24 protein-coding genes are annotated in these 25,740 nt (G+C 66.4%); 14 read left to right on the forward strand and 10 right to left on the reverse strand.

Annotation, left to right across the window (positions count from 1 at the left end; translation table 11 throughout):
* Window positions 1–57: 57 nt before the first annotated feature.
* The 4 genes from C7H84_RS26350 to C7H84_RS26370 all read right to left on the reverse strand — a co-directional run bounded on the left by C7H84_RS26350 (window position 58) and on the right by C7H84_RS26370 (window position 5,307).
* Window positions 58–1,077: an NAD(P)H-quinone oxidoreductase gene (locus C7H84_RS26350; protein WP_121861529.1), complete on the reverse strand. Its 1,020-nt coding sequence runs from the start codon at window positions 1,075–1,077 to the stop codon at window positions 58–60.
* Window positions 1,078–1,220: 143 nt separating this feature from the next.
* Window positions 1,221–3,368 carry a polyribonucleotide nucleotidyltransferase gene (pnp, locus tag C7H84_RS26355; RefSeq protein ID WP_121861530.1) on the reverse strand — a complete coding sequence of 716 codons (2,148 nt, stop codon included), beginning with the start codon at window positions 3,366–3,368 and terminating at the stop codon, window positions 1,221–1,223.
* A gap of 291 nt (window positions 3,369–3,659) precedes the next feature.
* Window positions 3,660–3,929, reverse strand: a complete 270-nt coding sequence (rpsO, locus tag C7H84_RS26365) for a 30S ribosomal protein S15 (protein ID WP_006398792.1) — start codon at window positions 3,927–3,929, stop codon at window positions 3,660–3,662.
* Between the two features lie 118 nt (window positions 3,930–4,047).
* Window positions 4,048–5,307: a branched-chain amino acid ABC transporter substrate-binding protein gene (locus C7H84_RS26370; RefSeq protein WP_121861531.1), complete on the reverse strand. Its 1,260-nt coding sequence runs from the start codon at window positions 5,305–5,307 to the stop codon at window positions 4,048–4,050.
* A 189-nt stretch (window positions 5,308–5,496) separates the two neighbouring features.
* Here C7H84_RS26370 and C7H84_RS26375 point away from each other — a divergent pair, with 189 nt between their 5' ends.
* The 3 genes from C7H84_RS26375 (at window position 5,497) to C7H84_RS26385 (ending at window position 8,629) form a co-directional block, all read left to right on the forward strand.
* Window positions 5,497–6,009, forward strand: coding sequence for a hypothetical protein (locus C7H84_RS26375; RefSeq protein ID WP_121861532.1), 513 nt, complete (start codon window positions 5,497–5,499; stop codon window positions 6,007–6,009).
* Between the two features lie 387 nt (window positions 6,010–6,396).
* The gene (locus C7H84_RS26380; protein WP_121861533.1) at window positions 6,397–7,038 is read left to right on the forward strand and encodes a carbonic anhydrase; all 642 of its coding nucleotides are present in this window, start codon (window positions 6,397–6,399) and stop codon (window positions 7,036–7,038) included.
* Window positions 7,039–7,078: 40 nt separating this feature from the next.
* Window positions 7,079–8,629, forward strand: coding sequence for a SulP family inorganic anion transporter (locus C7H84_RS26385; RefSeq protein WP_121861534.1), 1,551 nt, complete (start codon window positions 7,079–7,081; stop codon window positions 8,627–8,629).
* Between the two features lie 79 nt (window positions 8,630–8,708).
* Here the strand turns inward: C7H84_RS26385 and C7H84_RS26390 are convergent, their stop codons facing one another.
* The 6 genes from C7H84_RS26390 to C7H84_RS26420 all read right to left on the reverse strand — a co-directional run bounded on the left by C7H84_RS26390 (window position 8,709) and on the right by C7H84_RS26420 (window position 15,726).
* Window positions 8,709–10,253 carry a 2-isopropylmalate synthase gene (locus C7H84_RS26390; protein ID WP_121861535.1) on the reverse strand — a complete coding sequence of 515 codons (1,545 nt, stop codon included), beginning with the start codon at window positions 10,251–10,253 and terminating at the stop codon, window positions 8,709–8,711.
* Window positions 10,254–10,565: 312 nt separating this feature from the next.
* Window positions 10,566–11,438, reverse strand: a complete 873-nt coding sequence (pssA, locus tag C7H84_RS26400) for a CDP-diacylglycerol--serine O-phosphatidyltransferase (RefSeq protein ID WP_121861536.1) — start codon at window positions 11,436–11,438, stop codon at window positions 10,566–10,568.
* A gap of 15 nt (window positions 11,439–11,453) precedes the next feature.
* The gene (locus C7H84_RS26405; protein WP_014896491.1) at window positions 11,454–12,098 is read right to left on the reverse strand and encodes a phosphatidylserine decarboxylase; all 645 of its coding nucleotides are present in this window, start codon (window positions 12,096–12,098) and stop codon (window positions 11,454–11,456) included.
* A gap of 139 nt (window positions 12,099–12,237) precedes the next feature.
* Window positions 12,238–13,254 (reverse strand): ketol-acid reductoisomerase, encoded by a 1,017-nt coding sequence (gene ilvC / locus C7H84_RS26410; RefSeq protein ID WP_121861537.1) that lies wholly within the window; start codon window positions 13,252–13,254, stop codon window positions 12,238–12,240.
* Window positions 13,255–13,359: 105 nt separating this feature from the next.
* Window positions 13,360–13,851, reverse strand: a complete 492-nt coding sequence (gene ilvN, locus C7H84_RS26415) for an acetolactate synthase small subunit (protein WP_034207977.1) — start codon at window positions 13,849–13,851, stop codon at window positions 13,360–13,362.
* 111 nt (window positions 13,852–13,962) lie between these two features.
* Window positions 13,963–15,726: an acetolactate synthase 3 catalytic subunit gene (locus tag C7H84_RS26420; protein WP_121861538.1), complete on the reverse strand. Its 1,764-nt coding sequence runs from the start codon at window positions 15,724–15,726 to the stop codon at window positions 13,963–13,965.
* 352 nt (window positions 15,727–16,078) lie between these two features.
* Here C7H84_RS26420 and C7H84_RS26425 point away from each other — a divergent pair, with 352 nt between their 5' ends.
* The 11 genes from C7H84_RS26425 to C7H84_RS26475 all read left to right on the forward strand — a co-directional run bounded on the left by C7H84_RS26425 (window position 16,079) and on the right by C7H84_RS26475 (window position 25,662).
* On the forward strand, window positions 16,079–16,642 hold the full coding sequence (locus C7H84_RS26425; RefSeq protein ID WP_014896488.1) for an RNA polymerase sigma factor: 564 nt from the start codon (window positions 16,079–16,081) through the stop codon (window positions 16,640–16,642).
* Complete coding sequence (locus tag C7H84_RS26430; RefSeq protein WP_121861539.1) at window positions 16,639–17,079, forward strand: DUF3619 family protein; 441 nt, start codon at window positions 16,639–16,641, stop codon at window positions 17,077–17,079. The genes C7H84_RS26425 and C7H84_RS26430 overlap by 4 nt, the downstream gene beginning before the upstream one ends.
* Before the next feature lie 26 nt (window positions 17,080–17,105).
* A complete protein-coding gene (locus tag C7H84_RS26435) occupies window positions 17,106–17,864 on the forward strand; it encodes a DUF3106 domain-containing protein (protein WP_121861540.1) in 759 nt (252 codons plus the stop codon).
* A gap of 6 nt (window positions 17,865–17,870) precedes the next feature.
* Window positions 17,871–18,380 (forward strand): RDD family protein, encoded by a 510-nt coding sequence (locus C7H84_RS26440; protein WP_121861541.1) that lies wholly within the window; start codon window positions 17,871–17,873, stop codon window positions 18,378–18,380.
* A gap of 292 nt (window positions 18,381–18,672) precedes the next feature.
* Complete coding sequence (locus C7H84_RS26445; RefSeq protein ID WP_121861542.1) at window positions 18,673–19,608, forward strand: UDP-2,3-diacylglucosamine diphosphatase; 936 nt, start codon at window positions 18,673–18,675, stop codon at window positions 19,606–19,608.
* A gap of 30 nt (window positions 19,609–19,638) precedes the next feature.
* Window positions 19,639–20,673, forward strand: coding sequence for a glycosyltransferase family 1 protein (locus tag C7H84_RS26450; RefSeq protein ID WP_121861543.1), 1,035 nt, complete (start codon window positions 19,639–19,641; stop codon window positions 20,671–20,673).
* Entirely contained in the window at window positions 20,670–21,206 is a 537-nt protein-coding gene (locus C7H84_RS26455) for a diacylglycerol kinase (RefSeq protein WP_121861544.1), read from the forward strand. Before C7H84_RS26450 ends, C7H84_RS26455 begins: the two co-directional genes overlap by 4 nt.
* A gap of 203 nt (window positions 21,207–21,409) precedes the next feature.
* On the forward strand, window positions 21,410–22,162 hold the full coding sequence (locus C7H84_RS26460; protein WP_121861545.1) for a TetR/AcrR family transcriptional regulator: 753 nt from the start codon (window positions 21,410–21,412) through the stop codon (window positions 22,160–22,162).
* Window positions 22,162–22,743 (forward strand): TIGR00730 family Rossman fold protein, encoded by a 582-nt coding sequence (locus C7H84_RS26465; protein ID WP_121861546.1) that lies wholly within the window; start codon window positions 22,162–22,164, stop codon window positions 22,741–22,743. Before C7H84_RS26460 ends, C7H84_RS26465 begins: the two co-directional genes overlap by 1 nt.
* Window positions 22,744–22,769: 26 nt before the next feature.
* Window positions 22,770–23,531: an SDR family oxidoreductase gene (locus C7H84_RS26470; protein ID WP_121861547.1), complete on the forward strand. Its 762-nt coding sequence runs from the start codon at window positions 22,770–22,772 to the stop codon at window positions 23,529–23,531.
* A gap of 235 nt (window positions 23,532–23,766) precedes the next feature.
* Window positions 23,767–25,662 carry a glycosyl transferase gene (locus C7H84_RS26475; RefSeq protein WP_121861548.1) on the forward strand — a complete coding sequence of 632 codons (1,896 nt, stop codon included), beginning with the start codon at window positions 23,767–23,769 and terminating at the stop codon, window positions 25,660–25,662.
* Window positions 25,663–25,740 lie beyond the last annotated feature (78 nt).

Consider the following 25,740-nt stretch of genomic DNA (forward strand, 5'->3'; position numbering starts at 1 on the left):
ACTGCGCGCGGCTTGAACCGGTCAAACCGCACATGTCAAGCGCCGCTGCGCGGGCCGTTACGCGTTCGTACCCCAATCGAGCACGATCTTGCCGATGTGTTCGCCGCTTTCCATCAGCGCATGCGCCTGCGCGGCCTCGCCGGCCGGCAGCACACGGTAGATCACCGGCTTGATGCGGCCATCCGCGAGCAGCGGCCAGACGCGCGCCTTCAGCTGCGCGGCGATCCGCGCCTTGAATTCGACCGGACGCGGGCGCAGCGTCGAGCCCGTGACCGTCAGCCGGCGGCGCAGGATTTCGTTCAGGTTGACCTCGGCCTTCGCGCCGCCGAGCAGCGCGATCAGCACGAGGCGGCCGCCGTCCGCGAGCGCCGACAGCTCGCGCGGCACGTACGAGCCCGCGACCATGTCGAGAATCACGTCGACGCCGCGATCGTGCGTCAGCGACTTGACGACCTCGACGAAGTCCTCGGTCTTGTAGTTGATCGCACGCTCGGCGCCGAGCGCCTCGCATGCGCGGCATTTGTCCTCGTTCCCGGCCGTCGCGAACACGCGAAAGCCGAGCGCATGCGCGATCTGGATCGCCGTCACGCCGATCCCGCTCGAGCCGCCCTGCACCAGCAGCGTTTCCTGCTCGCCGCCCTCGCCCGCGCCGAGCAGCGCGCGGTCGAACACGTTGCTCCACACGGTGAAGAACGTTTCGGGCAACGACGCGGCTTCGATGTCGGTGAGCCCGTCAGGCACCGGCAGGCATTGTGGCAGCGGCGCGACCGCATACTCGGCGTAGCCGCCGCCCGCGAGCAGCGCGCACACGCGATCGCCGAGCTTCAGGCCGAACGGGTTCGACGCGGCGTCCGACAGGTCGCCGCCGACGATCTCGCCCGCGACCTCGAGGCCCGGCAGGTCCGACGCGCCCGGCGGCGGCGCATACGCGCCCTTGCGCTGGAATACATCGGGCCGGTTCACGCCGGAAGCCGCCACCTTGATCAGCACCTCGCCGCGCTTCGGTTCGGGGCGCGGACGCTCCGCAAGCTTCAGCACGTCGGGGGCGCCGAATTCGGTGATTTCGATGGCTTTCATGGTGGTCGCTCCAGGATCGGAATCGGGTGGCGCACCCGTGCGCGGCACGGGCGCCTCGCCGGCGCTGCTGCGCCGCACAACGATGCTACAGAAAAAACGGCCGGCACGCTTTCGCACTGCCGGCCGTTTTCACGCCTGTCCGCTTACTGCTGCGGCGGCGTATCCGAGTGCGACCCGGCCGCTGCTTCGTTCAGCAGCGCCTTTGCCGACAAACGCACGCGACCCTTCTCGTCCGTCTGGATCACCTTGACCTTCACCTGCTGGCCTTCCTTCAGGTAGTCGTTGATGTCCTTCACGCGCTCGTTGACGATTTCCGAGATGTGCAGCAGGCCGTCCTTGCCCGGCAGCAGGTTCACGATCGCGCCGAAATCGAGCAGCTTGAGCACCGTGCCTTCGTACACCTGGCCGACTTCGATCTCGGCCGTGATTTGCTCGATGCGCTTCTTCGCTTCGGCCATGCCTTCGCTGTTCGTGCTCGCGATCGTCACGACGCCGTCATCCGAGATGTCGATGGTCGTGCCGGTTTCTTCGGTCAGCGCGCGGATCACCGAACCGCCCTTGCCGATCACGTCGCGGATCTTTTCCGGGTTGATCTTGACCGTGATCATGCGCGGCGCGAATTCCGACAGTTGCGTGTTCGCACCCGACACCGCCGAGGTCATCTTGCCGAGGATGTGCATGCGGCCTTCCTTCGCCTGCGCGAGCGCGACCTGCATGATTTCCTTCGTGATGCCCTGGATCTTGATGTCCATCTGCAGCGCCGTCACGCCTTGTTCCGTGCCGGCCACCTTGAAGTCCATGTCGCCGAGGTGATCTTCGTCGCCGAGGATGTCGGTCAGCACCGCGAACTTGTTGCCTTCGAGGATCAGGCCCATCGCGATGCCCGCGACGTGCGCCTTCATCGGCACGCCGGCGTCCATCAGCGCGAGGCAGCCGCCGCACACCGATGCCATCGACGACGAACCGTTCGATTCGGTGATTTCCGACACGACGCGGATCGAGTAGCCGAATTCGTCGGCGCTCGGCAGGCACTTGACCAGCGCGCGCTTCGCGAGACGGCCGTGGCCGATTTCACGACGCTTCGGCGAGCCGACGCGGCCCGTTTCGCCGGTCGCGAACGGGGGCATGTTGTAGTGGAGCATGAAGCGCTCGCGGTATTCGCCTTCGAGCGCGTCGATGATCTGCTCGTCGCCCTTCGTGCCGAGCGTCGCGACGACCAGCGCCTGCGTTTCGCCACGCGTGAACAGCGCCGAACCGTGGGTACGCGGCAGCACGCCGGTGCGGATCTCGATCGGACGCACGGTGCGCGTGTCGCGACCGTCGATGCGCGGCTCGCCGTTCAGGATCTGCGAACGGACGATCTTCGCTTCGATGTCGAACAGCACGTTGCCGACGGTGGCCTTGTCGGCCGCGACCGTGCCGGCTGCCAGCGCGTCTTCCTCGAGCTTCGCCGCGGTCGCCGCGTAGACTTCCTTCAGCTTCGTCGAACGTGCCTGCTTGTCGCGCAGCTGGTAAGCGGCGAGCAGGTCGTTCTGTGCCAGTTCGGTCACGCGCGCGATCAGCGCCTCGTTCTTCGGCGCCGGCTGCCAGTCCCATTCGGGCTTGCCGCCTTCGCGCACCAGTTCGTGGATCGCGTCGATCGCGACCTGCATTTGCTCGTGGCCGAACACCACGGCGCCCAGCATCACGTCTTCCGACAGTTGATCGGCTTCCGACTCGACCATCAGCACGGCACGTTCCGTACCGGCGACGACGAGGTCGAGGCTCGATGCCTTGAGCTGGTCACGCGTCGGGTTCAGCACGTATGCATTGTCGATGTAGGCAACGCGCGCGGCGCCGACCGGGCCGTTGAACGGCAGGCCCGACACGGCGAGCGCAGCCGATGCGCCGATCAGCGCGGGGATGTCCGCCGGGATTTCCGGGTTCACGGACAGCACGTGGATCACGACCTGGACTTCGTTGTAGAAGCCTTCCGGGAACAGCGGGCGCAGCGGACGGTCGATCAGGCGCGACGTCAGCGTTTCGTGTTCCGACGGACGGCCTTCGCGACGGAAGAAGCCGCCCGGGATCTTGCCGGCCGAGTAGGTCTTTTCGAGGTAGTCGACGGTCAGCGGGAAGAAATCCTGGCCCGGCTTCGCCGACTTCGCGCCGACGACGGTTGCCAGCACGACGGTGTCTTCCACGTCGACGATCACGGCACCGCTCGCCTGGCGAGCGACTTCACCGGTTTCGAGGCGCACCTTGTGCTGGCCCCATTGGAATTCCTTCACGACCTTGTTGAACATGGACATGGTTGCTCCTTTGTATTCATTCATTTCATTCGCCGTGCGGGCCATCCCGCGCGGCGGCGTCCCGACCGAATCACCCGGAGCAAGGTGTGTTTTTTATGCCATTCCAGTGCGGCGCTCGGCGAGCGACGCGCTGGAATGACACAAATCCCGACCCCGGTATCAGCCGTTCCGGCAGCCCGGCACGCATGTGCCGGACGACCTGCGGTGCGCGTGACGCTACGCACCGCGCAAAAACAAAATGCCTGCATCAGCGGACTGACACAGGCATCTTGCTGACGGCAATCGCGTCGATTACTTACGCAGACCCAGCTTCTCGATCAGCGCGCGGTAACGGTCGGCATCCTTGCCCTTGAGGTAGTCGAGCAGCTTGCGGCGGCGGCTCACCATGCGCAGCAGGCCGCGGCGGCTGTGGTGGTCCTTCGCGTGGGTCTTGAAGTGACCCGTCAGTTCGACGATACGTGCGGTCAGCAGTGCGACCTGGACTTCGGGCGAACCCGTGTCGTTGGTACCGCGGGCGAACTGAGCAACGACTTCCGACTTCTTGATATCTGCAACAGACATGTGATTTCCTTGGTTTCCTACTTGCTAGCTAACAGGCGGACACGGAAGAATGGCCGTGCCGTGACTTACAACCGGCGGGCATTGTAGCACAACTGCACGCCTTTCCTACCGCCCCCTGTCACGGGCGCGTCATCGAGCACGTCGACGGCATCTGCGTGCGCTGCGCGGGCACCGCAAGAACGGTCCGGAAACCGTAGCCCGAGCCCTCGTTGTCGAAGCGCACGCCCGGCGTGCCGCCCTTGTCCATTTCCATCACATAAAGGGGCTGGATCAACTGATGATCCTGCGCGCGCATGGTCGACGGATGGAAGCCGTCGTCGAACGACAGGCCCTCCAGCGCGCGCGCCACCGCGACGGGGTCGGCCGACCCGGCGCGGCTCATCGCCGCGGCGAGCATCTCGATCATCAGGCTCATGCGGCGCACCGGATAGTCGTCCTGCGCGGCGGGAAAACGGGTTCGGAACGCCCGGTAGAACGCGTCGGAATTCGCGCCGCCCGCGTTCGGATGCCAGTCCGCGACCGCCACCACCCGCCCGACGCCCGCATCCCCGAGCGCGGCCGGCGCGCCGAGGCTGTTGCCGTAGAACGTATAGAACTTCGCGTTCAGCCCCTGCTCGCGCGCCGCCTTCACGAGCAGCGTGAGGTCGTTGCCCCAGTTGCCGGTCACGACGGCGTCCGCGCCGCTTGCGCGGATCTTCGCGAGGTACGGCGAGAAATCCTTGATGCGGCCGATCGGGTGGAACTCGTCGCCGGCGATCGTCACGTCCGGACGGCGCTCGGCCAGCGCCTGCCGCGCCAGCGTGCTGACGTCGTGGCCGAAGCTGTAGTCCTGGTTCAACAGGTAGACCTTGTGCAGCGCGCGGTCGCGCGCCATCACGTCCGCCAGCGCGGCCATCCGCAGCCCAGCGTGCGCGTCGAAGCGGAAATGCCAGAAGCTGCAGCGCGCGCCGGTCAGCGCCGGATCGTCGGCCGAATAGTTGAGGAACAGCATCCGGCTGTCCGGATTGCGCGCATTCAGCTTGTCGAGCGCCGCGACGAGCGCGGCCGCGACTGCCGAGCTGTTGCCCTGCGCGACGAAGCCGATGTGCCGGTCCGCCGCCGCGCGCAACTGCACGAGCGCCTCTTCCGGACTGCCCCGGCTGTCGAGCACGACGAGCTCGAGCGGATGCGCCCCATCGCGCAGCTTCACGCCGCCCGCTGCGTTCACCTGTTCGACGCCGAAGCGAAGATTGCGCTCGACCGCCGCGCCCGCATTCGCGAACGGGCCCGACATCCCTTCGATCAGCGCGATCCGCACCGGCTCGCCGGCCGCGAACGCGGACGACGCCAGCATCCACCCCGCGCTCACCGCGAGCGCGCACTGTTTCCACAGCTGCATCGATTACCTGCCCTTCGATCTGTCCGAGAAGCGCGGATCATAGGCTGCGGGCGCCGCCGGCTGCAAGCACGGCACACGGTAACGCCCCGCCCCCCGCCAACCGTGATCCGCACCGATTTTTTCGATGCGATGCACCGACGTGCGCCGTCCGTGATACAACTCACCGATTAGCACGCTCTGGAGAATCCCATGCGCATTCGCATTCCCGCGCGCCTGCCGCTGCTGGTCGCCTGCGCGGCGGCGCTGCTCGCTGGCTGCGCGCAACCGTGGCAGCAATACCACGCCGGTCAGGACGAATCGGCGATCGTCGCGCGCATGGGGCCGCCGCGCGAGATCTACGATCTGCCCGACGGCGGCAAGCGCCTGATGTGGCCGACCCAGCCGATGGGCGAGATCACCGTCGCGGCCGACGTCGACGCGGCGCACCGGATCGTCAACGTGCGCCAGGTGCTGCAGCCGAGCGAGTTCTATCGCGCGGAAATCGGCACATGGACCAAGACCGACGTGCTCGTCAATTTCGGCCGCCCGGTCGAGACGTCCTACTTCCCGCTGATGAAGCGCGAGGTGTGGACCTACCGGTATCTCGAAGACAACGTCTGGTACATGATGTACAGCTTCTACTTCGATCCGCAGGGCATCCTGCGTACCACGCAGAAAACCCCCGACCCGCTGCACGATCCCGATCGCCGCAATCTGTTCTGATCCGATCGATTGCGCATTTACGCGCAATTATCCCGCTGGCCATTCACGCATCCTTCATGAATGGCCATTCCATTTTTTCCGCAATATTCGATTAACTCCCACATTCGGGCGGCAATCCTTTCCGGTTGGCGACGCGTTGGGCGCCGTCACGCGCGCCGCCTTGCAGCGCGGCCGCGGGCGGGAAACAGGCATGCACGATGCATGTCATGCGTTGCATTGGTGCAATGAATGCACCGCGCCGGCACTACTTGAAACAATTTGTATCAGTGACACCGGATGCTAGGGCATACCCCTAATATCAGTCGAAATTGAACCTTTCAATTTAGAAAGCATCTTATTGCTCCACTTCGCCCGGTATTTGTTTGCCTTTATCAGAAAGGAGTCCTCATGAACCGCCCCAAGAGCATGCTGGTTGCCAACATCGCCTGGGCCCGCGAAACGCGCGATCACACGCCCGGCTTCTTCGACGCGCTTGCGCGCGGCCAGAATCCGCGCGTGCTGTGGATCGGCTGCTCGGACAGCCGCGTGCCGGCCGAAACCATCACGCATAGTGTGCCCGGCGAGCTGTTCGTCCATCGCAACATCGCGAACCTGTTCCATCCCGACGACGACAATTCCGCGAGCGTGCTCGAGTACGCGGTGCGCGTGCTCGAAGTCGACCACGTGATCGTGTGCGGGCACTACGGATGCGGCGGCGTACGCGCATCGCTGCTGCCGCCACCCGCCGACCTGCCGCACGTCGCGCGCCGCATCGCGCCGCTTTGCTCGCTCGCGCGGCGCCATCGCGACACGCTCGACGGGCTCGACGACACGGCCGCCGCCGACCGCCTGGCCGAGCTGAACGTGCTCGAACAGGTGCGGCTGCTGCGCGCATCGCCGATCGTGCACGGCCGAGCGAGGCCGCCGCTCGTGCACGGCTGGATCTTTTCGCTCGCGGACGGCCGCCTGAAGGAGCTCGACTCCGGCTACACGGCACCGCCGGCCGCCACCGAACCGGAGCAGGCCGCGACGGCCGCCGCACTCTGCTGACCCGCGCCCCTCCCCTCAAGCCAATGAAATCACCCCAACCATGAAACTGAACGAGCGCCTGTCCACCCTGCCGCGCGACATCGTCGCCGGCATCGTCGTTTTCCTCGTCGCGCTACCGCTCTGTCTCGGCATCGCCAATGCGTCCGGCGTCGAGCCGTTCGCCGGGCTCGTGTCCGGCATCGTCGGCGGCATCGTCGTCGCACTGCTGAGCGGTTCGTCGCTGTCGGTCAGCGGGCCGGCCGCCGGCCTCGTCGTGATCGTCGTCGAAGGCATTGCGCAACTCGGCAGCTTCTCCGCGTTCCTGCTCGCGGTGCTGCTGTCCGGCGTACTGCAGTTCGGCTTCGGCATGCTGCGCGCCGGCCGCTTCGCAGCGTACGTGCCGTCGCCGGTCATCAAGGGCATGCTCGCCGCGATCGGCGTGCTGCTGATCGTGAAGCAGATTCCGTTCGCATTCGGGATCGGCGGCCCGGCCGCGCAATCGTTTGCTTCGTGGGCGGACCTGCCGACCGCATGGGCCGCCACGGCGATCGCCGTTGCGTCGCTCGGGCTGCTGATCGCGTGGGACACGCCGGCGCTCAAGCGCTTCGCGTGGGTGCGCTCGATGCCCGCGCCGCTCGCGGTCGTCGTGCTGGGCATCGGCGCGACGCTCGTGCTCGGCGCGATCGCACCGGCGGCCGCACCGGGCGCCGCGCATCGCGTCACGCTTCCCGAATTCGACTCGTTCGCAGCGCTCGCGGCGTCGCTCAAGCATGCGGAGCTCGGCCCGAATTTCGCGCAACTGGCCAATCCGGACGTATGGCGCGTCGCGATCACGCTCGCGGTCGTCGCGAGCCTCGAGACGCTGCTGTGCCTCGAAGCGGTCGAACAGATCGATCCGAAGCGGCGGCCGACGCAACCCGACCGCGAGCTGAAGGCGCAGGGTGTCGGCAACCTCGTCGCGGGCGCCGTGGGCGGCCTGCCGATCACGTCGGTGATCGTGCGCAGTTCGGCCAACGTCAACGCCGGCGCGCAAAGCCGGATGTCGGCGATCGTGCACGGAATCCTGCTGCTCGCGAGCGTGTTCGCGCTCACCGGCCTGATCAACCTGATCCCGCTCGCAAGCCTGGCCGCGATCCTGATCCACACCGGCCTGAAGCTCGCGAAACCGGCGCTGTTCCGCTCGGTGATGAAGCAAGGCCCGGCCGCGTTCGTGCCGTTCGCGGCGACGATCGCGGGTGTGCTCGCGGTCGACCTGCTGTTCGGCATCGCACTGGGCCTCGCATGCAGCGTGCTCGCGGTCGCCGTTGCCAACCTGAAAAGCCCCGTCACGCTCGCGCAGCACGACGACCACTTCCTGCTGTCGTTCCGCAAGGACGTATCGTTCCTCGGCAAGGTGCAGGTCAAGCATCACCTGCGCCATATTCCGGACCGCGCGGCCGTGATCATCGACGCGACGCGCGCCGACTACATCGACCACGACGTGCTCGAGCTGCTCGACGCGTTCATCGACGACGCGCCTCGGCGCGGGATCACGGTCGAATTCCGCCGGCGCAGCCCGACGGCAAGGCCGGCCACGCGCCGCTGGCTGATGCGCACGCCGGCTGCCGAATGAGCGGCGCATGAAAAACGCCCCGGGCGGCTCAAGGCCGCCCGGGGCGTTTCAGATACTTAAGGCGCTCGACGCGCAGCGCTTACGAGCGCTGCGGATTGAGCTTGTCGTCCTTCGAATGCAGCTTGTTCAGCGCGGCAATGTACGCCTTCGCGGAAGCCGCGACGATGTCCGGATCGGTGCCGACGCCGTTCACGATCCGCCCGCTCTTCGACAGACGCACCGTCACTTCGCCCTGCGCCTGCGTGCCGGTCGTGATCGCGTTCACCGAGTAGAGCAGCAGCTCCGAACCGCTGCCCACTTCACCTTCGATCGCGTTGAACGTCGCGTCGACCGGGCCGTTGCCGCGCGCTTCACCGGTCACTTCCTTGCCTTCGACCGCGAACACGATTTTCGCCTGCGGCTGCTCGCCGGTTTCCGAGCGCTGCGACAGCGACACGAACTTGAAGTGTTCCTGCTCCTGCGCCAGCGCGGACTCCTCGGACACGATCGCGATGATGTCTTCGTCGAAGATCTCGGACTTGCGGTCGGCGAGGTCCTTGAAGCGCATGAACGCGGCGTTCAGTTCGGCTTCGCTGTCGAGCGACACGCCAAGCTCCTGCAGGCGCTGCTTGAATGCGTTGCGGCCCGACAGCTTGCCGAGCACGATCTTGTTCGCGGTCCAGCCCACGTCTTCCGCGCGCATGATCTCGTAGGTGTCGCGCGCCTTCAGCACGCCGTCCTGGTGGATGCCCGACGCGTGCGCGAACGCGTTCGCGCCGACCACGGCCTTGTTCGGCTGCACGACGAAACCGGTGATCTGCGACACGAGCTTCGACGTCGGCACGATCTGCGTCGTGTCGATGCCGACGTCGAGGCCGAAGTAATCCTTGCGGGTCTTCACGGCCATCACGATTTCTTCGAGCGACGTGTTGCCCGCGCGCTCGCCGAGGCCGTTGATCGTGCACTCGATCTGGCGCGCACCGCCGATCTTCACGCCGGCGAGCGAGTTCGCCACCGCCATCCCGAGGTCGTTGTGGCAGTGCACCGAGAAGATCGCCTTGTCCGAGTTCGGAATGCGCTCGCGCAGCGTCTTCACGAGATTGCCGTAGAGTTCCGGCACGCCGTAGCCGACCGTGTCGGCGATGTTGATCGTCGTCGCGCCTTCGGCGATCACGGCTTCCAGCACGCGGCACAGGAAGTCGAGGTCCGAACGGCTGCCGTCTTCCGGCGAGAATTCGACGTTATCGGTGAACTTGCGCGCGAAACGCACCGCGAGACGCGCCTGCTCGAACACCTGGTCCGGCGTCATGCGCAGCTTCTTTTCCATGTGCAGCGGCGACGTCGCGATGAACGTGTGGATCCGCGAGCTGTTGGCCGGCTTCAGCGCGTCGGCCGCACGCTGGATGTCCTTGTCGTTGGCGCGCGCCAGCGAGCAGATCGTGCTGTCCTTCACGAGACCGGCGATCGTGTGGATCGCGTCGAAGTCGCCGTTCGAGCTGGCCGCGAAGCCGGCCTCGATCACGTCGACCTTCATCCGCTCGAGATGCTTCGCGATGCGGATTTTCTCTTCCTTCGTCATCGACGCGCCGGGCGACTGTTCACCGTCACGCAACGTCGTATCGAAAATGATCAGCTTGTCTGTCATGGGGGGCTCCAGGGGCTCTTTATACGGGAATCAAACGCAATGAGATCGCGCCACCGCTGGCGACGCTCAACAACAGACGAGGCTTGACGGAGGGCGAGAACGGTCAGCGCGGCAGGCGCGCCAAAGCTAGCGCGCGTAGCGGCGCACCGGCTAGAAGGAGGGAGAGGCGGGGAAATGCGGTCATGCCGGAGACTATAGCGGCATTCCGCTGGGTGCGCAATCGGACGGCACCCGGGATGACGGGACGTCCACGCGAAAAAGGGGCCAATGAAAACGGCGGCCCGAGGCCGCCGTTTTCGCGTCGATCGCGCGTCAGTGATCGCGCTGCGACGAGCGCGCGGGATTCGCCCGCCCGCGCATGGCCTGGTAACCCCAGAACACGTAGCCGGACAGCCCGTACAGCACGAACAGGCAGAACAGCATCAGCGGCGGATCGGACGACACCAGCACGAACGCGACGACGACCAGCAGGATCGCGGCGAACGGCACGCGATGTCGCACGTCGAGCGCCTTGCCGCTGTAGAACGGCGCGTTGGACACCATCGTCACGCCCGCGTAGATCGTCAGCGCGAACGCGACCCACGGCAGCCAGCCGAGCTTCATCGGCACGCGGTTGTCGGTCGCGAGCCACACGAAGCCGGCAATCAGCGCGGCGGCGGCCGGGCTCGGCAGCCCCTGGAAGAATCGCTTGTCGACGCTGCCGATGTTCGTGTTGAAGCGCGCGAGACGTAGCGCCGCGCCCGAGCAGTAGACGAACGCGGCGAGCCAGCCCCAGCGGCCGAGATCCTTCAGCACCCATTCGTACATCACGAGCGCCGGGGCGACGCCGAACGACACCATGTCGGACAGGCTGTCGAACTGTTCGCCGAACGCGCTTTGCGTATGGGTCATCCGTGCGACGCGGCCGTCCATCCCGTCGAGCACCATCGCGACGAAGATCGCGATCGCGGCAATCTCGAAGCGCACGTTCATCGCCTGCACGACCGCGAAGAAGCCGCAGAACAGCGCGGCGGTCGTGAATGCGTTCGGCAGCAGATAGATGCCCCGCGTCTTCAGGAACCGCTGGCGCGCGGCGCGGCGGCTTTCGCTGGGCACCGAATCGGGTGCCATCACCTTGTTGCGGCGGAACGGGCGCGGCGTCTGGCTGGTGCCATTGCGCGGCCGGCGCGGCTTGAATGCGGCCATGGTGCGTCCCGCCGCTTACTGTTCGAGCTCGGCGAGGATCGTCGACGACGCGTAGACCTTCTCGCCGATCGACACCTTCGCGCGGCTGCCGAGCGGCAGGTAGACGTCGACGCGCGAACCGAAGCGGATGAAACCGTAACGCTGGCCGCGCGACAGCGGCTCGCCGGCACGCACGTAGCAGAGGATCCGGCGCGCGACGAGGCCGGCGATCTGCACCGCGGTGACGGTCTTGCCGCTCGCCGTCTGGATCACGACCGCGTTACGCTCGTTCTCGGTCGATGCCTTGTCGATCGCCGCGTTCAGGAACGCGCCCGGGAAGTACTCGACCTTGGAGATCGCGCCGTCGACCGGCGAACGCTGCGAGTGGACGTTGAACACGTTCATGAACACGCTGATCTTCAGCGCTTCGCGGTTCGCGTAAGGGTCCTGCGTGGTCTCGACCGCGACGATGCGGCCGTCCGCCGGGCACAGCACCGCGTTCGGCTGCGCCGGGATCGGGCGCTGCGGATCGCGGAAGAACTGGACGACGAAAACGAGCAGCAGCCAGAACGGCCACGCGAAGCCGAAGCCCCCGATGGCGTGGATCAACAACGCGATGACGGCTGCAATCGCGATGAACGGCCAGCCTTCGCGCGCGATGATCGGATGAGGATAGTTCATGGGTTCGTTCGGTGTTCGGTGAATTGCAAAGCCCGTAGGATAGCAAAAGCCGCCCGGGGCACTGCTGCCTTCGGACGGCTTTTTGATACCGACCCTCCACTCGAAGGGCCGGAACAGCACGTTTTGCTGCTATGCGTGCTTAGTTCTTCGTCTGGTCGACGAGCTTGTTCTTCGCGATCCACGGCATCATCGCGCGCAGCTTCCCGCCGACCTGCTCGATCTGGTGCTCGGCCGTCAGGCGGCGGCGCGACTGCAGCGTCGGGGCGCCTGCCTTGTTCTCGAGGATGAAGCTCTTCGCGTACTCGCCCGTCTGGATGTCGGTCAGGCACTGCTTCATCGCCTTCTTCGTCTCTTCCGTGACGATGCGCGGGCCCGTCACGTACTCGCCGTACTCGGCGTTGTTCGAGATCGAGTAGTTCATGTTCGCGATGCCGCCTTCGTAGATCAGGTCGACGATCAGCTTCAGCTCGTGCAGGCACTCGAAGTAAGCCATTTCCGGCGCGTAGCCTGCCTCGACCAGCGTCTCGAAACCTGCCTTGATCAGCTCGACCGTACCGCCGCACAGCACGGCCTGTTCGCCGAACAGGTCGGTCTCGGTCTCTTCACGGAAGTTGGTCTCGATGATGCCGGCACGGCCGCCGCCGTTCGCCGCTGCGTACGACAGCGCGATGTCGCGTGCCGCGCCCGACTTGTTCTGCGCAACCGCGATCAGGTGCGGCACGCCGCCACCTTGCGAGTACGTGCCGCGCACGGTGTGGCCCGGTGCCTTCGGCGCGATCATGATCACGTCGAGGTCCGCGCGCGGGATCACCGCGCCGTAGTGGACGTTGAAGCCGTGTGCGAATGCCAGTGCGGCGCCCTGCTTGATGTTCGCGTGCACTTCCTTCGCGTACACGTCGGCGATCTGCTCGTCCGGCAGCAGCATCATGACGACGTCCGCGTCCTTCACCGCTTCCGCGACTTCCTTGACCGACAGGCCGGCATTTTCAGCCTTGCTCCACGACGCGCCGCCCTTGCGAAGGCCGACCGTCACGTTCACGCCGCTGTCCTTCAGGTTCAGTGCGTGTGCATGGCCTTGCGAGCCGTAGCCGATGATCGTGACTTGCTTGCCCTTGATGAGGGAGAGGTCAGCGTCTTTGTCGTAGAAAACGTTCATGATGGTTCCTTCGCTAATTCAAAAATTCAACAATTCGTTCGGATTGGGTACTGCGGGCCGGGACATGACGGCGCACCCGGCGTGCCTTTTTTGGCTATATCGGCATCACACCTTCAGGATGCGCTCGCCGCGTCCGATGCCGGAGCTGCCGGTACGCACGGTCTCGAGGATCGCGGTGGCGTCCAGCCCCTGGATGAATGCGTCGAGCTTGTCGCTCGCGCCCGTCAATTCGATCGTGTAGGTCTTTTCGGTCACGTCGATGATGCGGCCGCGGAAAATATCCGACATCCGCTTCATTTCTTCGCGCTCCTTGCCCACTGCACGTACCTTGATCAGCATCAGCTCGCGTTCGATGTGTGCACCGTCGGTCAGGTCCACCACTTTCACCACCTCGATCAGGCGGTTCAGATGCTTCGTGATCTGTTCGATCACGTCGTCCGAGCCAATGGAAACGATGGTCAGCCGCGACAGCGATTGGTCTTCGGTCGGCGCCACCGTCAAGGTTTCGATGTTGTAGCCGCGTGCGGAAAACAGACCGACCACGCGCGACAGCGCGCCCGGTTCGTTTTCCAGCAGGACGGAAATGATGTGTCTCATGTTCGCTTCTTCCAGAATGTGTCCGTGTCGATTCACTCGCGCCGCGCGCCGCCCGCTGCCGCACCGCCCTTCGTGAAGGCGGCCGCTGGGGGCCTCGCGCGCGTCGCGCCGTTACAGATCTTCCGATCCGAGCAGCATCTCGGTGATGCCCTTGCCGGCCTGTACCATCGGCCAGACGTTTTCGGTCGGATCGGTCTGGAAGTCGAGAAACACGGTGCGGTCCTTCAGGCGCAGCGCTTCCTTCAGCGCCGGCTCCACATCCGAGGTCTTTTCGATCCGCAAGCCGACATGGCCGTACGCCTCGGCGAGCTTCACGAAGTCAGGCAGCGCATCCATGTACGAATGCGAATAGCGCTTGCTGTATTCGATCTGCTGCCACTGGCGAACCATGCCGAGATAGCGGTTGTTCAGCGAAATGATCTTCACGGGCGTGTCGTACTGCAGGCAGGTCGACAGTTCCTGGATGCACATCTGGATCGAGCCTTCGCCCGTGATGCACAGCACGTCGTCGTCCGGGTGCGCCATCTTGACGCCCATCGCTGCCGGCAGGCCGAAGCCCATCGTGCCGAGGCCGCCGGAGTTGATCCAGCGACGCGGCTTGTTGAAACGGTAGAACTGCGCTGCCCACATCTGGTGCTGGCCGACGTCCGAGCACACGAACGCGTTGCCGTCCGTCAGCTCCCACGCCTTTTCGACCACGTACTGCGGCTTGATGATCTCGCTTTCGCGGTCGAACTTCAGGCAGTCTTTCGAGCGCCAGCTTTCGATGTCCTTCCACCATTGCGCGAGCGCTTCGGTGTCGGGGCCATGCTCGGCCGTCTGCAGCTGCTCGATCAGCTCCTTCAGCACTTCCTTCACGTCGCCGACGATCGGAATGTCGACCTTCACGCGCTTCGAGATCGACGACGGGTCGATGTCGATGTGGATGATCTTGCGCGGACGCGACGCGAAGTGCGCCGGGTCGCCGATCACGCGGTCGTCGAAGCGGGCGCCGATCGCGATCAGCACGTCACAGTGCTGCATCGCCATGTTCGCTTCGTAGGTGCCGTGCATGCCGAGCATGCCGAGGAATTTCTTGTCCGACGCGCGATAGCCGCCGAGGCCCATCAGCGTGTTCGTGACCGGGTAGCCGAGCAGGTCGGCGAACTGGTTCAGTTCGCGCGCCGCGTCGGCGAGGATGATGCCGCCACCCGTGTAGATGTAAGGACGCTTCGCCGACAGCAACAGCGACACGGCCTTGCGGATCTGGCCCGAATGGCCCTTCGTGACGGGGTTGTACGACCGCAGCGACACGCTCTTGACCGGCTCGTACTGGCACGGGGTCTTGGAGATGTCCTTCGGAATGTCGATCAGAACCGGGCCGGGACGGCCGGTGCGGGCGATGTAGAACGCCTTCTTGACGGTTTCCGCGAGGTCGCGCACGTCCTTCACGAGGAAGTTGTGCTTCACGCACGGACGCGTGATGCCGACCGTATCGCATTCCTGGAATGCGTCCTGGCCGATCGCGGCAGTCGGCACCTGGCCGCTGATCACGACCATCGGGATCGAATCCATGTAGGCCGTTGCGATGCCGGTCACCGCATTGGTGACACCGGGGCCGGACGTCACGAGACAGACGCCGACGTTGCCGGTGGAACGCGCATACGCATCGGCTGCGTGCACGGCCGCCTGTTCGTGGCGCACCAGCACGTGCTGAATCTTGTCCTGCTTGTAAAGCTCGTCGTAGATGTAAAGTACCGAGCCGCCGGGATAGCCCCAGATGAATTCGACGTTCTCGTCGGCCAGTGCCTTCATGAGCACGGTGGCGCCGATGGAGTCGCTATCGGGAGGGGAAAGGGGTTCCGACGTGGAGAATTCCGCGCTGGGCATGTTCATTTTGACCTTTCGAATTTTCGGCAAAAAATTGATCGGGTGCTCTCTGCCGGGCTTGTGGCTCGGGTTCAAGCGGCGCGTCCAGTTTGAAGGGCGGGCTTCTTGGGCCAGCCTCAAATGAGACCATCACTTCATGTTGCGAATCGCTGACGATAGCGGGTCGCGATTGGGCCGTCAAGCAAAATATCCCGCAGCGCATCATCCGCCCCGCCCGGCGGCCCGCGCACGCTGCTGGCACGCAACGTACCGTGCTGCAACCGGTGCCAAGTCGCGCGAAAATTTGTTAGCATCCGCGGGTTTTACGAAATTTTTCGACCTTTCACACGCCGCAGTCCGCAGCGCATACCTTTACGGAATGGCATCAGACAAGGAACTCGCCGACTTTCTGGCGGGCGTCGAAAGGCGCGCGTTCAAGCAGGCTGCGTACGCCGTGCGTGACGACGATGCGTCGCTCGACATCGTGCAGGACGCGATGATCAAGCTGGCGGAGAAATATGGCGACCGGCCGGCGGCCGAGCTGCCGCTGCTGTTCCAGCGGATCCTGCAGAACGCGATCCACGACTGGTTCCGCCGGCAGAAGGTCCGCAATACCTGGGTCACGCTGTTCTCGTCGCTCAACAACACGGACGACGACGACTTCGATCCACTGGAAACGCTCGAATCCGCGGACGACAATGCGGGTGTCGAGAGCACCGAGCACCGCCTCGAGCGGGAACAGGTTCTGGCCCTGATCGACGAAGAAATCCAGAAACTTCCGACGCGTCAACGGGAAGCGTTCCTGATGCGTTATTGGGAAGATATGGATGTCGCCGAGACTGCCGCCGCAATGGGGTGCTCCGAAGGCAGCGTCAAGACGCACTGCTCACGAGCCACCCACACCCTGGCGCAAGCGCTCAAGGCCAAAGGAATCACGCTATGAGCTCCGCTCCCGTAAATCGAGAACTCGAATTCGCGCTGAAGGTTCGCCGCGCGCTGGACGAACGTGCCGCGGCGCTGCCTGACGCGACCACCGACCGTCTGGCCGTCGCGCGCCGGGCCGCGCTCGCGCGCAAGAAGCCGGAACCCGCGACCGCGCCGGTGTTCGTGCCCGCGTTCGCCGGTGCCGCCGGCGCGTACGGCACGCCGCCCGCGGGTCTCGCGCAGGCCGGCCGCCCGCCCGTGTCGTTCGCGCGCCGCCTGCTGCGCGCGTGGCCGCTCGCGCTGCTGCTCGCGGGGCTCGTCGGCATCGCGTATTGGGAAGACATGCAGCGCACCGCCGAACTCGCCGACATCGACGCGGCGATGCTCAGCGACGACCTGCCGCTCAACGCGTATCTCGATCACGGGTTCAACGCGTATCTTTCGCACGCACGCTAACAGACAATAACGAGGGGATCGCACGGGTGAGTCAGAAACGCGGCCTGGCCGTATTTTTCGGATGCGTGATCGCGATTGCCGTTTCGTACGTCGCCACCTACTCCCGATTCAACCCGCCCCCCTCGACGGTCTCCGCCGCGGCCAGCAGCGCACCCGCGCCGACCTCGGCCGCGGCCGGGCTGGCCACCGAGCTCCCGCCGCTGCCTTTGCCGACCGCCAACGGCCCGCTGTCGTGGGCGCGCCTGACGCCCGCGCAACGCGAGGCGCTCGCGCCGTTCGCCGATCAATGGGATGGCTTCAGTGATGCGCGCAAGCGCAAATGGCTGAAGATCGCGTCGCGTTTCGCGAAGTTGACGCCCGATGCGCAAAAACACCTGCAGGACCGGATGTCCGAGTGGGCGCGGATGACACCCGAGCAGCGCCGCGTCGCACGCGAGAATTACCAGAGCGCGAAGGAGCTGTCCGCGCAGGCGCGCGAGCGCGCGTGGAGGGCCTACCAGCAACTGCCCGAAGAGCAGAAGCAGCGCCTCGCCGCGACCGAGCGCCGGCGCAAGCCGAGCGTCGTCAGCGCGCCGCCGACCGTCGCCGACCGCGACGTGCGCCGCCTCGTCAATTCGCACGAGCATCCGGCGAGCAACGTCGCCGCGGCACCGGTGCCCGCCTCGCCCGGCGTCGGCACGCCGCCCGCCGCCTCGTCCACGTCGGGCACCGCGCCCGCACCCGCGCCGTCCGTCGTCACCCCCGTGTCGCCGGCCGACGCGCCGTCGATGTTCAAGGGCTCCTGAGCGACCGTGGCAAGCACGCCGGCCTCCGCAGCGCCAGCCGTCGCCGTGCCGTCCGTGCGACGGCGCCTCGCGGCGATGCTGTACGAAGCCGTGCTGCTGTTCGGCGTCGTGTTCTTCGCGGGCCTCGCGTTCAGCCTCGCGACGCAGCAGCGCAACGGCCTCGTCCATCACAACCTTCTCGCTGCATGGATCGCGCTCGTCGTCGGCGCGTACTTCGTGTGGTTCTGGACCCATGGCGGCCAGACGCTGCCGATGAAGACCTGGCGGCTGCGGCTCGAATCATCGAGCGGCCGGCCGCTGAACGCCGGTCACGCGCTCGTCCGCTATGCGCTCGGCTGGCTGTGGTTCCTGCCGCCGCTCGCGCTGCATCCGCTGTTCGGCCTGTCGGTACCCGTCACGCTCGCACTCACCGCCGCGTGGATCGCAGCGTGGGCCGGCGCCGCCCGGCTGCACGCCGATCGCCAGTTCCCGCACGACCGCATCGCGCGCACGCGCATCGTCGCGATTCCCCGCTGAGCCGCCGCGCGGCCCGCGCAATGGCAACCGCAGCCGCACCGTCGGCCGGCGCCGCCCCGGCCGCGCGCAGCGGCGCATCCATCTGACGAAATCCGTCGAAACCACCCGCACGACCGCCCCGCGTGGCTTGCCCGGCAATCGCGCGCCTGTCGGTTCGACAGGTTACGCAACCCCGCCGCATTCACTGCTAAACACGTCGCAGCGACAGTAATAAGAACGTCTCGTGACTGTCATGGCATGGTCACGCCCGCATGGCGCAATGCCTGTCATGTCAAATCGGCGCGAGTCATGCATGGGCCAGAAAACGTCCGCGACCTCCCTGTTTCGTCAACCGCTCGGCGCCCGCGCCGTCACCGCCTTCCTGTCCGACTCGGCCGCGGCCGATGCGCTGTCGTCGCGCGAGCCGACGGCCGCGCACGCGATGCATGACGATCCGGAACCGTCCACGCATCGCTACCGCACGATCTGGCTGTCCGACATCCATCTCGGCTCGAGCGGCTGCCAGGCGCCGTACCTGCTCGACTTCCTGCGCCACAACGATTCGGAGTACCTGTACCTCGTCGGCGACATCATCGACGGCTGGCAGCTGAAAAAGGGCTGGTACTGGCCGCAGGCGCACAACGACGTCGTGCAGAAGGTCCTGCGCAAGGCGCGCAAGGGCACCCAGGTGGTCTACATCCCGGGCAACCACGACGAAGGCGCGCGGCAGTTCTGCGACCTCGCGTTCGGCGACATCCAGGTGCGCGGCGAGGCGTTTCACACGACGCTCGCGGGCAAACGTTTGTGGATCGTGCACGGCGACCTGTTCGACGGCGTGATCCAGCACGCGAAATGGCTCGCGTATCTCGGCGACACGCTCTACACGCTGATCCTCGTGCTGAACCGCTGGTTCAACCGGATCCGCAGCCGGCTCGGCTTCCAGTACTGGTCGCTGTCGCAGTACCTGAAGCACCAGGTGAAGAACGCGGTGAACTTCATCTCGCAGTTCGAGACCGTGATGACCGACGAGGCGCGCCGCCGCGGCTGCGACGGCGTCGTGTGCGGACACATCCACAAGGCGGAGATCCGCGACATCGACGGCGTGCTGTACTGCAACGACGGCGACTGGGTCGAGAGCCTGTCCGCGCTGGTCGAAACGATGGAAGGCGAACTGAAGATCGTCTACTGGACGGCGATGCGCACCGCGCCGTCCGCCGCCCCGTCGCGCAAGGCCAAGGCCACTGCCTGACACAACCCCACTTACAGGACACATGCCGCGATGAAGATCATGATCGTCACCGACGCGTGGGAACCGCAGGTCAACGGCGTCGTGCGCACGCTGAAGAGCACCTCCCGCGAACTCACCGCGCTCGGCCACCGCGTCGAAATGCTGACGCCGCTGGAATTCCGCACGGTGCCCTGCCCGACCTACCCCGAGATCCGCCTGTCGATCCTGCCGTACCGCAAGCTGCGCGCGCGGATCGATGCGTTCGCACCCGATGCGCTGCACATCGCGACCGAAGGCCCGCTCGGCCTTGCCGCGCGACGCTATGCGCGCTCGCGCAAGCTGCCGTACACGACCGCGTATCACACACGCTTTCCGGAATACGTGCAGGCGCGCTTCGGGATCCCGCTGTCGGCGACCTACAAGTTCCTGCACTGGTTCCATGGCCCGTCGCTGGCGGTGATGGCGCCGACCCCGGTCGTGAAGCAGGATCTGGAGAAGTTCGGCTTCACGAACGTCGTGCTGTGGACGCGCGGCGTCGATCTCGACATCTTCCGGCCGATGGAGTCGAAGGTCCTCAATACCGCGCGGCCGATCTTCCTGTACGTGGGCCGCGTCGCGATCGAGAAGAACGTCGAGGCGTTCCTGCGCCTCGACCTGCCCGGCTCGAAATGGGTCGCGGGCGAAGGTCCGGCGCTTGCCGAGCTGAAGTCGCGCTATCCGGAAGCGAACTATCTCGGCGTGCTGTCCCAAGCCGAGCTCGCCAAGGTGTATGCTGCGGCCGACGTGTTCGTGTTCCCGAGTCGCACCGACACGTTCGGCCTCGTGCTGCTGGAGGCGCTCGCGTGCGGCACGCCGGTTGCCGCGTACCCCGTGACGGGTCCGATCGACGTGCTCGCCGGAGGCGACGCCGGCGCGATGCACGACGACCTGCAGGAGGCCTGCCTCGAGGCGCTGAAGATCGAACGCGAGACGGCCCGCGCGTGGGCCGAACGCTTCTCGTGGCGCGCGGCGTCCGAGCAGTTCGTGTCGCATCTGAAGCCGCTGCCGAAGACCGCGTACTCGCCCCCCGAAGGTGCCGCCGTTTGAAACGAGACCTGAACGACAAGATCCCGCCCCCTGCCGCCACGGCACAACTGCATCGTCCGTTCGACGAAGACGAGCCGCATGCCGACGCGGACGTGCACCCGCACGAACCGCTCGGCCCCGACGACCGCCTGGCGCCGCTGCCGCCGAACCCGTACAAGCGCCACCGCGGCATCACGCGCGCGTGGTACGCGCTCAAGCATTCGCTGAACGGGTTTCGCGTCGCGATCCGCGAGGAGAGCGCGTTTCGCCAGGAGCTCACGCTCGCCGCGCTGATGCTGCCGATCGGGGCGTTCTCGCCGGTTCCGGCCGCGTCGCGCGCGCTGCTGATCGCATCGGTGCTGCTGGTGCTGATCGTCGAGCTGCTGAACTCGAGCGTCGAGGCCGCGATCGACCGCATCTCGCTCGAGCGTCACGAATTGTCGAAGCGCGCGAAGGACCTCGGCAGCGCGGCGGTCACGGTCGCGCTGTTCGCGTGCGTGACGACGTGGGGCTTCGTGCTCGGGCCGGTCGTTGCGGGCTGGCTCGGCTTCTAGGGGTTTCCGGCGGCCGCGCCCCGCGGCGCTCGCGTGCGGCGGTGCAGCACGCCGCCGCGTGCATTGCGTACACGAAATGCGCCCGATGCAAGGAAACAGCGGTTTATAATCGTCCGCTAGACTCAGAACAGCAACCCGCGCCGGACGAATCTCGCAGCATCGATTGCAGCGCCCGCCGTCCGGCACACACAGGGCCGGACGACATGGAAGCGAAACCTCCCCGCCGCACGCGCGAACGGATTCTCGAGTTGTCGTTGAAACTCTTCAACGAGATCGGCGAGCCGAACGTCACCACCACGACGATCGCCGAGGAAATGGAAATCAGTCCAGGCAACCTGTACTACCATTTCCGCAACAAGGACGACATCATCAACAGCATCTTCGCGCAGTTCGAGCAGCAGATCGAACGGCGGCTGCGCTTCCCCGAAGATCACCGTCCGACGATCGACGAAACCTGGTCGTACTTGCAGTACATGGCCGATTTCATGTGGACCTACCGGTTCCTGTATCGCGACCTCAACGACCTGCTCGCACGCAACCGCACGCTCGAGACGCACTTCAAGCAGATCATCAGCCACAAGGTGCGCTTCGCGCACGACATGTGCGAACTGCTCGTGTCCGACGCGGAAATGGTCGCGACGCCCGCCGAGATCGAAGTGATCGCCACCAACATGGCCGTGATCTCGACGTACTGGCTGTCGTATCAATACGTGATGCACCCACGCAAGTACAACGACCAGGACGCGATTCGCGAAGAACTGCACCAGGTGAGCATGCACGTGATCTCGGTCATGGCTCCGTACCTGCGCGGCCGGTCGCGCCAGCTGTTCGACGATCTCGTGTCCGGCAAGCTGCCCAAGCGCCAGTTCACCGACTACCTGCCGCCGCGCGACGGTTCGCCCCGCCCCGCGGGCAGCCCGGTCGCGGTCAGGGCCGCCGCGAAGGATCCGAAATAATGAAGGCAGTCTGTGTTTATTGCGGGTCGTCGTCGGGCGTGCGCCCCGTCTATGCGGACGCCGCGCGCGCGTTCGGCCGTGCCCTCGTCGATGCGGACCTGACGCTCGTCTACGGCGGCGGCCGCGTCGGCCTGATGGGCACGATCGCCGATGAAGTGATGGCGGCCGGCGGCCGTGCGGTCGGCGTGATCCCCGAATTGCTGCTCGACAAGGAAGTCGGCCATACCGGGCTGTCCGAACTGCACGTCGTGCCCGACATGCATCACCGCAAGAAGATGATGGCCGACCTCGCCGACGCATTCGTCGCGATGCCCGGCGGCGCCGGCACGCTCGAGGAACTGTTCGAGGTCTATACGTGGGCGCAGCTCGGCTATCACCGCAAGCCGGTCGCGCTGTACAACATCGATTCGTTCTACGATCCGCTGATCGCGCTGCTGCGCCACACGGTCGACGAAGGTTTCATGCGTCCGGCCTACTTCGACGCGCTGTGCGTCGACGCCGAACCGGTCGCGCTGATCGAACAGCTGCGCCGCTACCAGCCGCCGGCCCGCGACAAGTGGGCGCCGGACGCGGCCAAGTAACGACCGCTCACCGGGAGCCGCACGCGATGCCCGCACCGTCCGATCGCAAGGCCGTCCTCATCACCGGCGCGAGCCGCGGCATCGGCCGCGCGACCGCCGTGCTCGCGGCCCGGCGCGGCTGGGACGTCGGCATCAACTACGCGCACGACGCGGCGGCAGCCGAGCTGACCGCCCGGGCCGTGCGCGACGCCGGCGGGCAGGCGTGCATCGTCGCCGGCGACGTCGCAAGCGAAGCGGACGTCATCGCGATGTTCGACACCGTCACCGCTGCGTTCGGGCGCCTCGACGCGCTCGTCAACAATGCGGGGATCGTCGCGCCGTCGCTGCCGCTCGCCGACATGCCGGTCGACCGGCTGCGGCGGATGTTCGACACCAACGTGCTCGGCGCTTATCTGTGCGCACGCGAAGCCGCGCGCCGGCTGTCCACCGACCGCGGCGGGCGCGGCGGCGCGATCGTCAACGTGTCGTCGATCGCGTCCCGGCTCGGTTCGCCGAACGAATACGTCGATTACGCGGGCTCGAAGGGCGCGGTCGATTCGCTGACGATCGGCCTGGCGAAGGAACTCGGCCCGCACGGCGTGCGCGTCAACGCAGTACGCCCGGGGCTGATCGAGACCGAAATCCATGCGAGCGGCGGACAGCCGGGCCGCGCCGCGCGCCTCGGCGCACAGACACCGCTCGGCCGCGCGGGCGAAGCGCAGGAGATCGCCGAAGCGATCGTCTGGCTGCTTGGCGACGCGGCGTCATACACGACGGGCGCCCTGCTCGACGTCGGCGGCGGCCGATAGGCCGGCAAGTGCACGCAGAAACGCACCAAAACGGGGCGAACGAGCGCTCCGTAGTCAGGACGCCACAAATCTCTACAATCTCGTGACGGTTTCAGTAAACATTCGTAATCGATCCGTGCTCTACTAGCGCCGAGTCAAACAGTCGGTCATCCGGCTGTCATTTCGCCTTGATGCGACCCTTATTGGTCCCGGCCCATGCCGCCGGACCGGCTCGCCCCGACCCGAGATCTTTTCCATGCCAGGAACCGCAGCGCCCGGCCGGCGAAGCACGTCCGTGCCCGCTTCGGCTCATCACACCCGCTCAGCCGCTGATCCCGACCTCGGCACGACGCTCAATGCCGCCGGCACGCCTGGCGCGGCGAGCGCCGCGCCGACCTCAGCAACCGCCGATCGCGTGCTGCGGCTCGGCTGGCGCGTCTGGCTGCTGGTCGCCGCGCTGGTCTGCGCGTATACGCTGCCGGGCGTGCTCGGTCACGATCCGTGGAAGCAGGACGAAACTTATACGTTCGGCATCATCCAGCACATGCTCGAGACGGGCGACTTCGTCGTGCCGACCAACGCGGGGCTGCCGTTCATGGAAAAGCCGCCGCTCTACGCGTGGGTCGCGACGAGCCTCGCGTGGCTGCTGCAGCGCGTGATGCCGCTGCACGACGCGGCACGGCTCGCGAGCGCGCTGTTCGCGGCGCTTGCGTTCGGCTTCATCGCGCGCGCGGCGCGCAGTGCGAGCCGCGCCGACAGCTCGCTCGACCTGCGCGTGATCGGCCCGGTCGTCCTGAGCGCCGGCACGCTCGTCGTGATCAAGCACGTACACGACATGATGACGGACGTCGCACTGTTCGCCGGCACCGCGATGGGCTTCTGCGGCCTGCTCGAACTCGTGATGCTGCACGTCGCGCGGGCGCGGCAGATGCAGCACGGGCTGCCGGTGCGGCCGTCCGGCCGCTGGGCCGCGCCGCTCTTCGGCGCGGGCGTCGGCATCGCGCTGATGTCGAAGGGGCTGTTCGTGCCGCTCGTGTTCGCGGCCACGCTCGCGGGTGCGCTGCTGCTCTACCCGGCCTGCCGGACGCGCGCGTTCGCACGCTCGCTCGGCGTCGCCGCGCTCGTGTTCGCGCCGTTCGCGCTGATCTGGCCGACCGCGCTGTTCCTGCGCTCCGAGACGCTGTTCATGACCTGGTTCTGGGACAACAACGTCGGCCGCTTCTTCGGTTTCTCGGTGCCCGAGCTCGGCGCGGAAAACGACAAGCCGTTCTTCATCCTGCGCGCGTTCGTGCTGCTCGGCTTCCCGGTCGCGCCGCTCGCGATCGTCGCACTGGTGCGCGGCGCATGGCGCGACTGGCGCACGCCGCGCATCGCGCTGCCCGTGCTGTTCGCCGGCGTCGGCCTCGCGGTGCTGCAAGTGTCCGCGACCTCGCGCCAGCTCTACATCCTGCCGTTCTTCGCGCCGCTCGCGCTGGTCGCCGCGCAGGCGATCGACCGCCTGCCGCGCGGGCTGCATCTAGCGTGGGACTACCTGAGCCGCCTGTTGTTCGGTACCGTCGTCGCGCTCGCGTGGATGATCTGGGCCGTGATGGCCGATCCCGGCGCATCGCGCGCGAACCTCGCGGTGCTGGGCCGCTGGCTGCCGCTCGACTGGACGATGCCGATCGAGCCCGGGCTCGTGATCGGCGCGCTCGTGCTGACCGTCGGCTGGCTGTCGCTGCTGCCGAAGCTGCGCACGACGGGCCTGTGGCGCGGCGCGCTGTCGTGGGGCGCCGGCGCGCTGGTCGCGTGGGGGCTCGTCTATACGCTGCTGCTGCCGTGGCTCGACGTCGCGAAGAGCTACCGCTCGGTGTTCGACGACCTGAACGCACATCTGGCGCTCGAATGGAGCGACGGCGACTGCATGGCGAGCCTGCACGGGCTCGGCGAATCGGAAGCGCCGATGCTGTACTACTTCTCGGGGATCCAGCACACGCCGATCGACGATGCGAAGACGACGCGCTGCACGTGGATGATCGTCCAGGGCGTGCGGGCCGTCGATCCGGCGCCGGGCAGCGAATGGAAGCTGTTCTGGACCGGCGCGCGCCCGGGGGACAACGAGGAACTGCTGCGCGTTTACGTGCGCACGCCTGAAGAACACGAAATGCAGTAAGGCCGGACGGCGCCGCGCGACGGCGCCGTCGTCAGGTCCGGCGAATGATGCCGGCGGTGCGCGAGCGCCACTTCACGC

Origin of the sequence: Burkholderia sp. Nafp2/4-1b (assembly GCF_003635165.1) — a bacterium.
Classification (GTDB): domain Bacteria; phylum Pseudomonadota; class Gammaproteobacteria; order Burkholderiales; family Burkholderiaceae; genus Burkholderia.

Bases quoted from the DNA above. Each gene is read 5' to 3' on its own strand.
- C7H84_RS26385 (WP_121861534.1), top strand. From the start codon at position 7,079: ATGAAACTGAACGAGCGCCTGTCCACCCTGCCGCGCGACATCGTCGCC.
- C7H84_RS26370 (WP_121861531.1), bottom strand. From the start codon at position 5,307: ATGCAGCTGTGGAAACAGTGCGCGCTCGCGGTGAGCGCGGGGTGGATG.
- ilvC (WP_121861537.1), bottom strand. From the start codon at position 13,254: ATGAACGTTTTCTACGACAAAGACGCTGACCTCTCCCTCATCAAGGGC.
- C7H84_RS26475 (WP_121861548.1), top strand. From the start codon at position 23,767: ATGCCAGGAACCGCAGCGCCCGGCCGGCGAAGCACGTCCGTGCCCGCT.
- C7H84_RS26420 (WP_121861538.1), bottom strand. From the start codon at position 15,726: ATGAACATGCCCAGCGCGGAATTCTCCACGTCGGAACCCCTTTCCCCT.
- C7H84_RS26460 (WP_121861545.1), top strand. From the start codon at position 21,410: ATGGAAGCGAAACCTCCCCGCCGCACGCGCGAACGGATTCTCGAGTTG.
- C7H84_RS26445 (WP_121861542.1), top strand. From the start codon at position 18,673: ATGGGCCAGAAAACGTCCGCGACCTCCCTGTTTCGTCAACCGCTCGGC.
- C7H84_RS26375 (WP_121861532.1), top strand. From the start codon at position 5,497: ATGCGCATTCGCATTCCCGCGCGCCTGCCGCTGCTGGTCGCCTGCGCG.
- C7H84_RS26430 (WP_121861539.1), top strand. From the start codon at position 16,639: ATGAGCTCCGCTCCCGTAAATCGAGAACTCGAATTCGCGCTGAAGGTT.
- pnp (WP_121861530.1), bottom strand. From the start codon at position 3,368: ATGTCCATGTTCAACAAGGTCGTGAAGGAATTCCAATGGGGCCAGCAC.
- C7H84_RS26465 (WP_121861546.1), top strand. From the start codon at position 22,162: ATGAAGGCAGTCTGTGTTTATTGCGGGTCGTCGTCGGGCGTGCGCCCC.
- C7H84_RS26425 (WP_014896488.1), top strand. From the start codon at position 16,079: ATGGCATCAGACAAGGAACTCGCCGACTTTCTGGCGGGCGTCGAAAGG.
- pssA (WP_121861536.1), bottom strand. From the start codon at position 11,438: ATGGCCGCATTCAAGCCGCGCCGGCCGCGCAATGGCACCAGCCAGACG.
- C7H84_RS26470 (WP_121861547.1), top strand. From the start codon at position 22,770: ATGCCCGCACCGTCCGATCGCAAGGCCGTCCTCATCACCGGCGCGAGC.
- ilvN (WP_034207977.1), bottom strand. From the start codon at position 13,851: ATGAGACACATCATTTCCGTCCTGCTGGAAAACGAACCGGGCGCGCTG.
- rpsO (WP_006398792.1), bottom strand. From the start codon at position 3,929: ATGTCTGTTGCAGATATCAAGAAGTCGGAAGTCGTTGCTCAGTTCGCC.
- C7H84_RS26380 (WP_121861533.1), top strand. From the start codon at position 6,397: ATGAACCGCCCCAAGAGCATGCTGGTTGCCAACATCGCCTGGGCCCGC.
- C7H84_RS26405 (WP_014896491.1), bottom strand. From the start codon at position 12,098: ATGAACTATCCTCATCCGATCATCGCGCGCGAAGGCTGGCCGTTCATC.
- C7H84_RS26350 (WP_121861529.1), bottom strand. From the start codon at position 1,077: ATGAAAGCCATCGAAATCACCGAATTCGGCGCCCCCGACGTGCTGAAG.
- C7H84_RS26390 (WP_121861535.1), bottom strand. From the start codon at position 10,253: ATGACAGACAAGCTGATCATTTTCGATACGACGTTGCGTGACGGTGAA.
- C7H84_RS26450 (WP_121861543.1), top strand. From the start codon at position 19,639: ATGAAGATCATGATCGTCACCGACGCGTGGGAACCGCAGGTCAACGGC.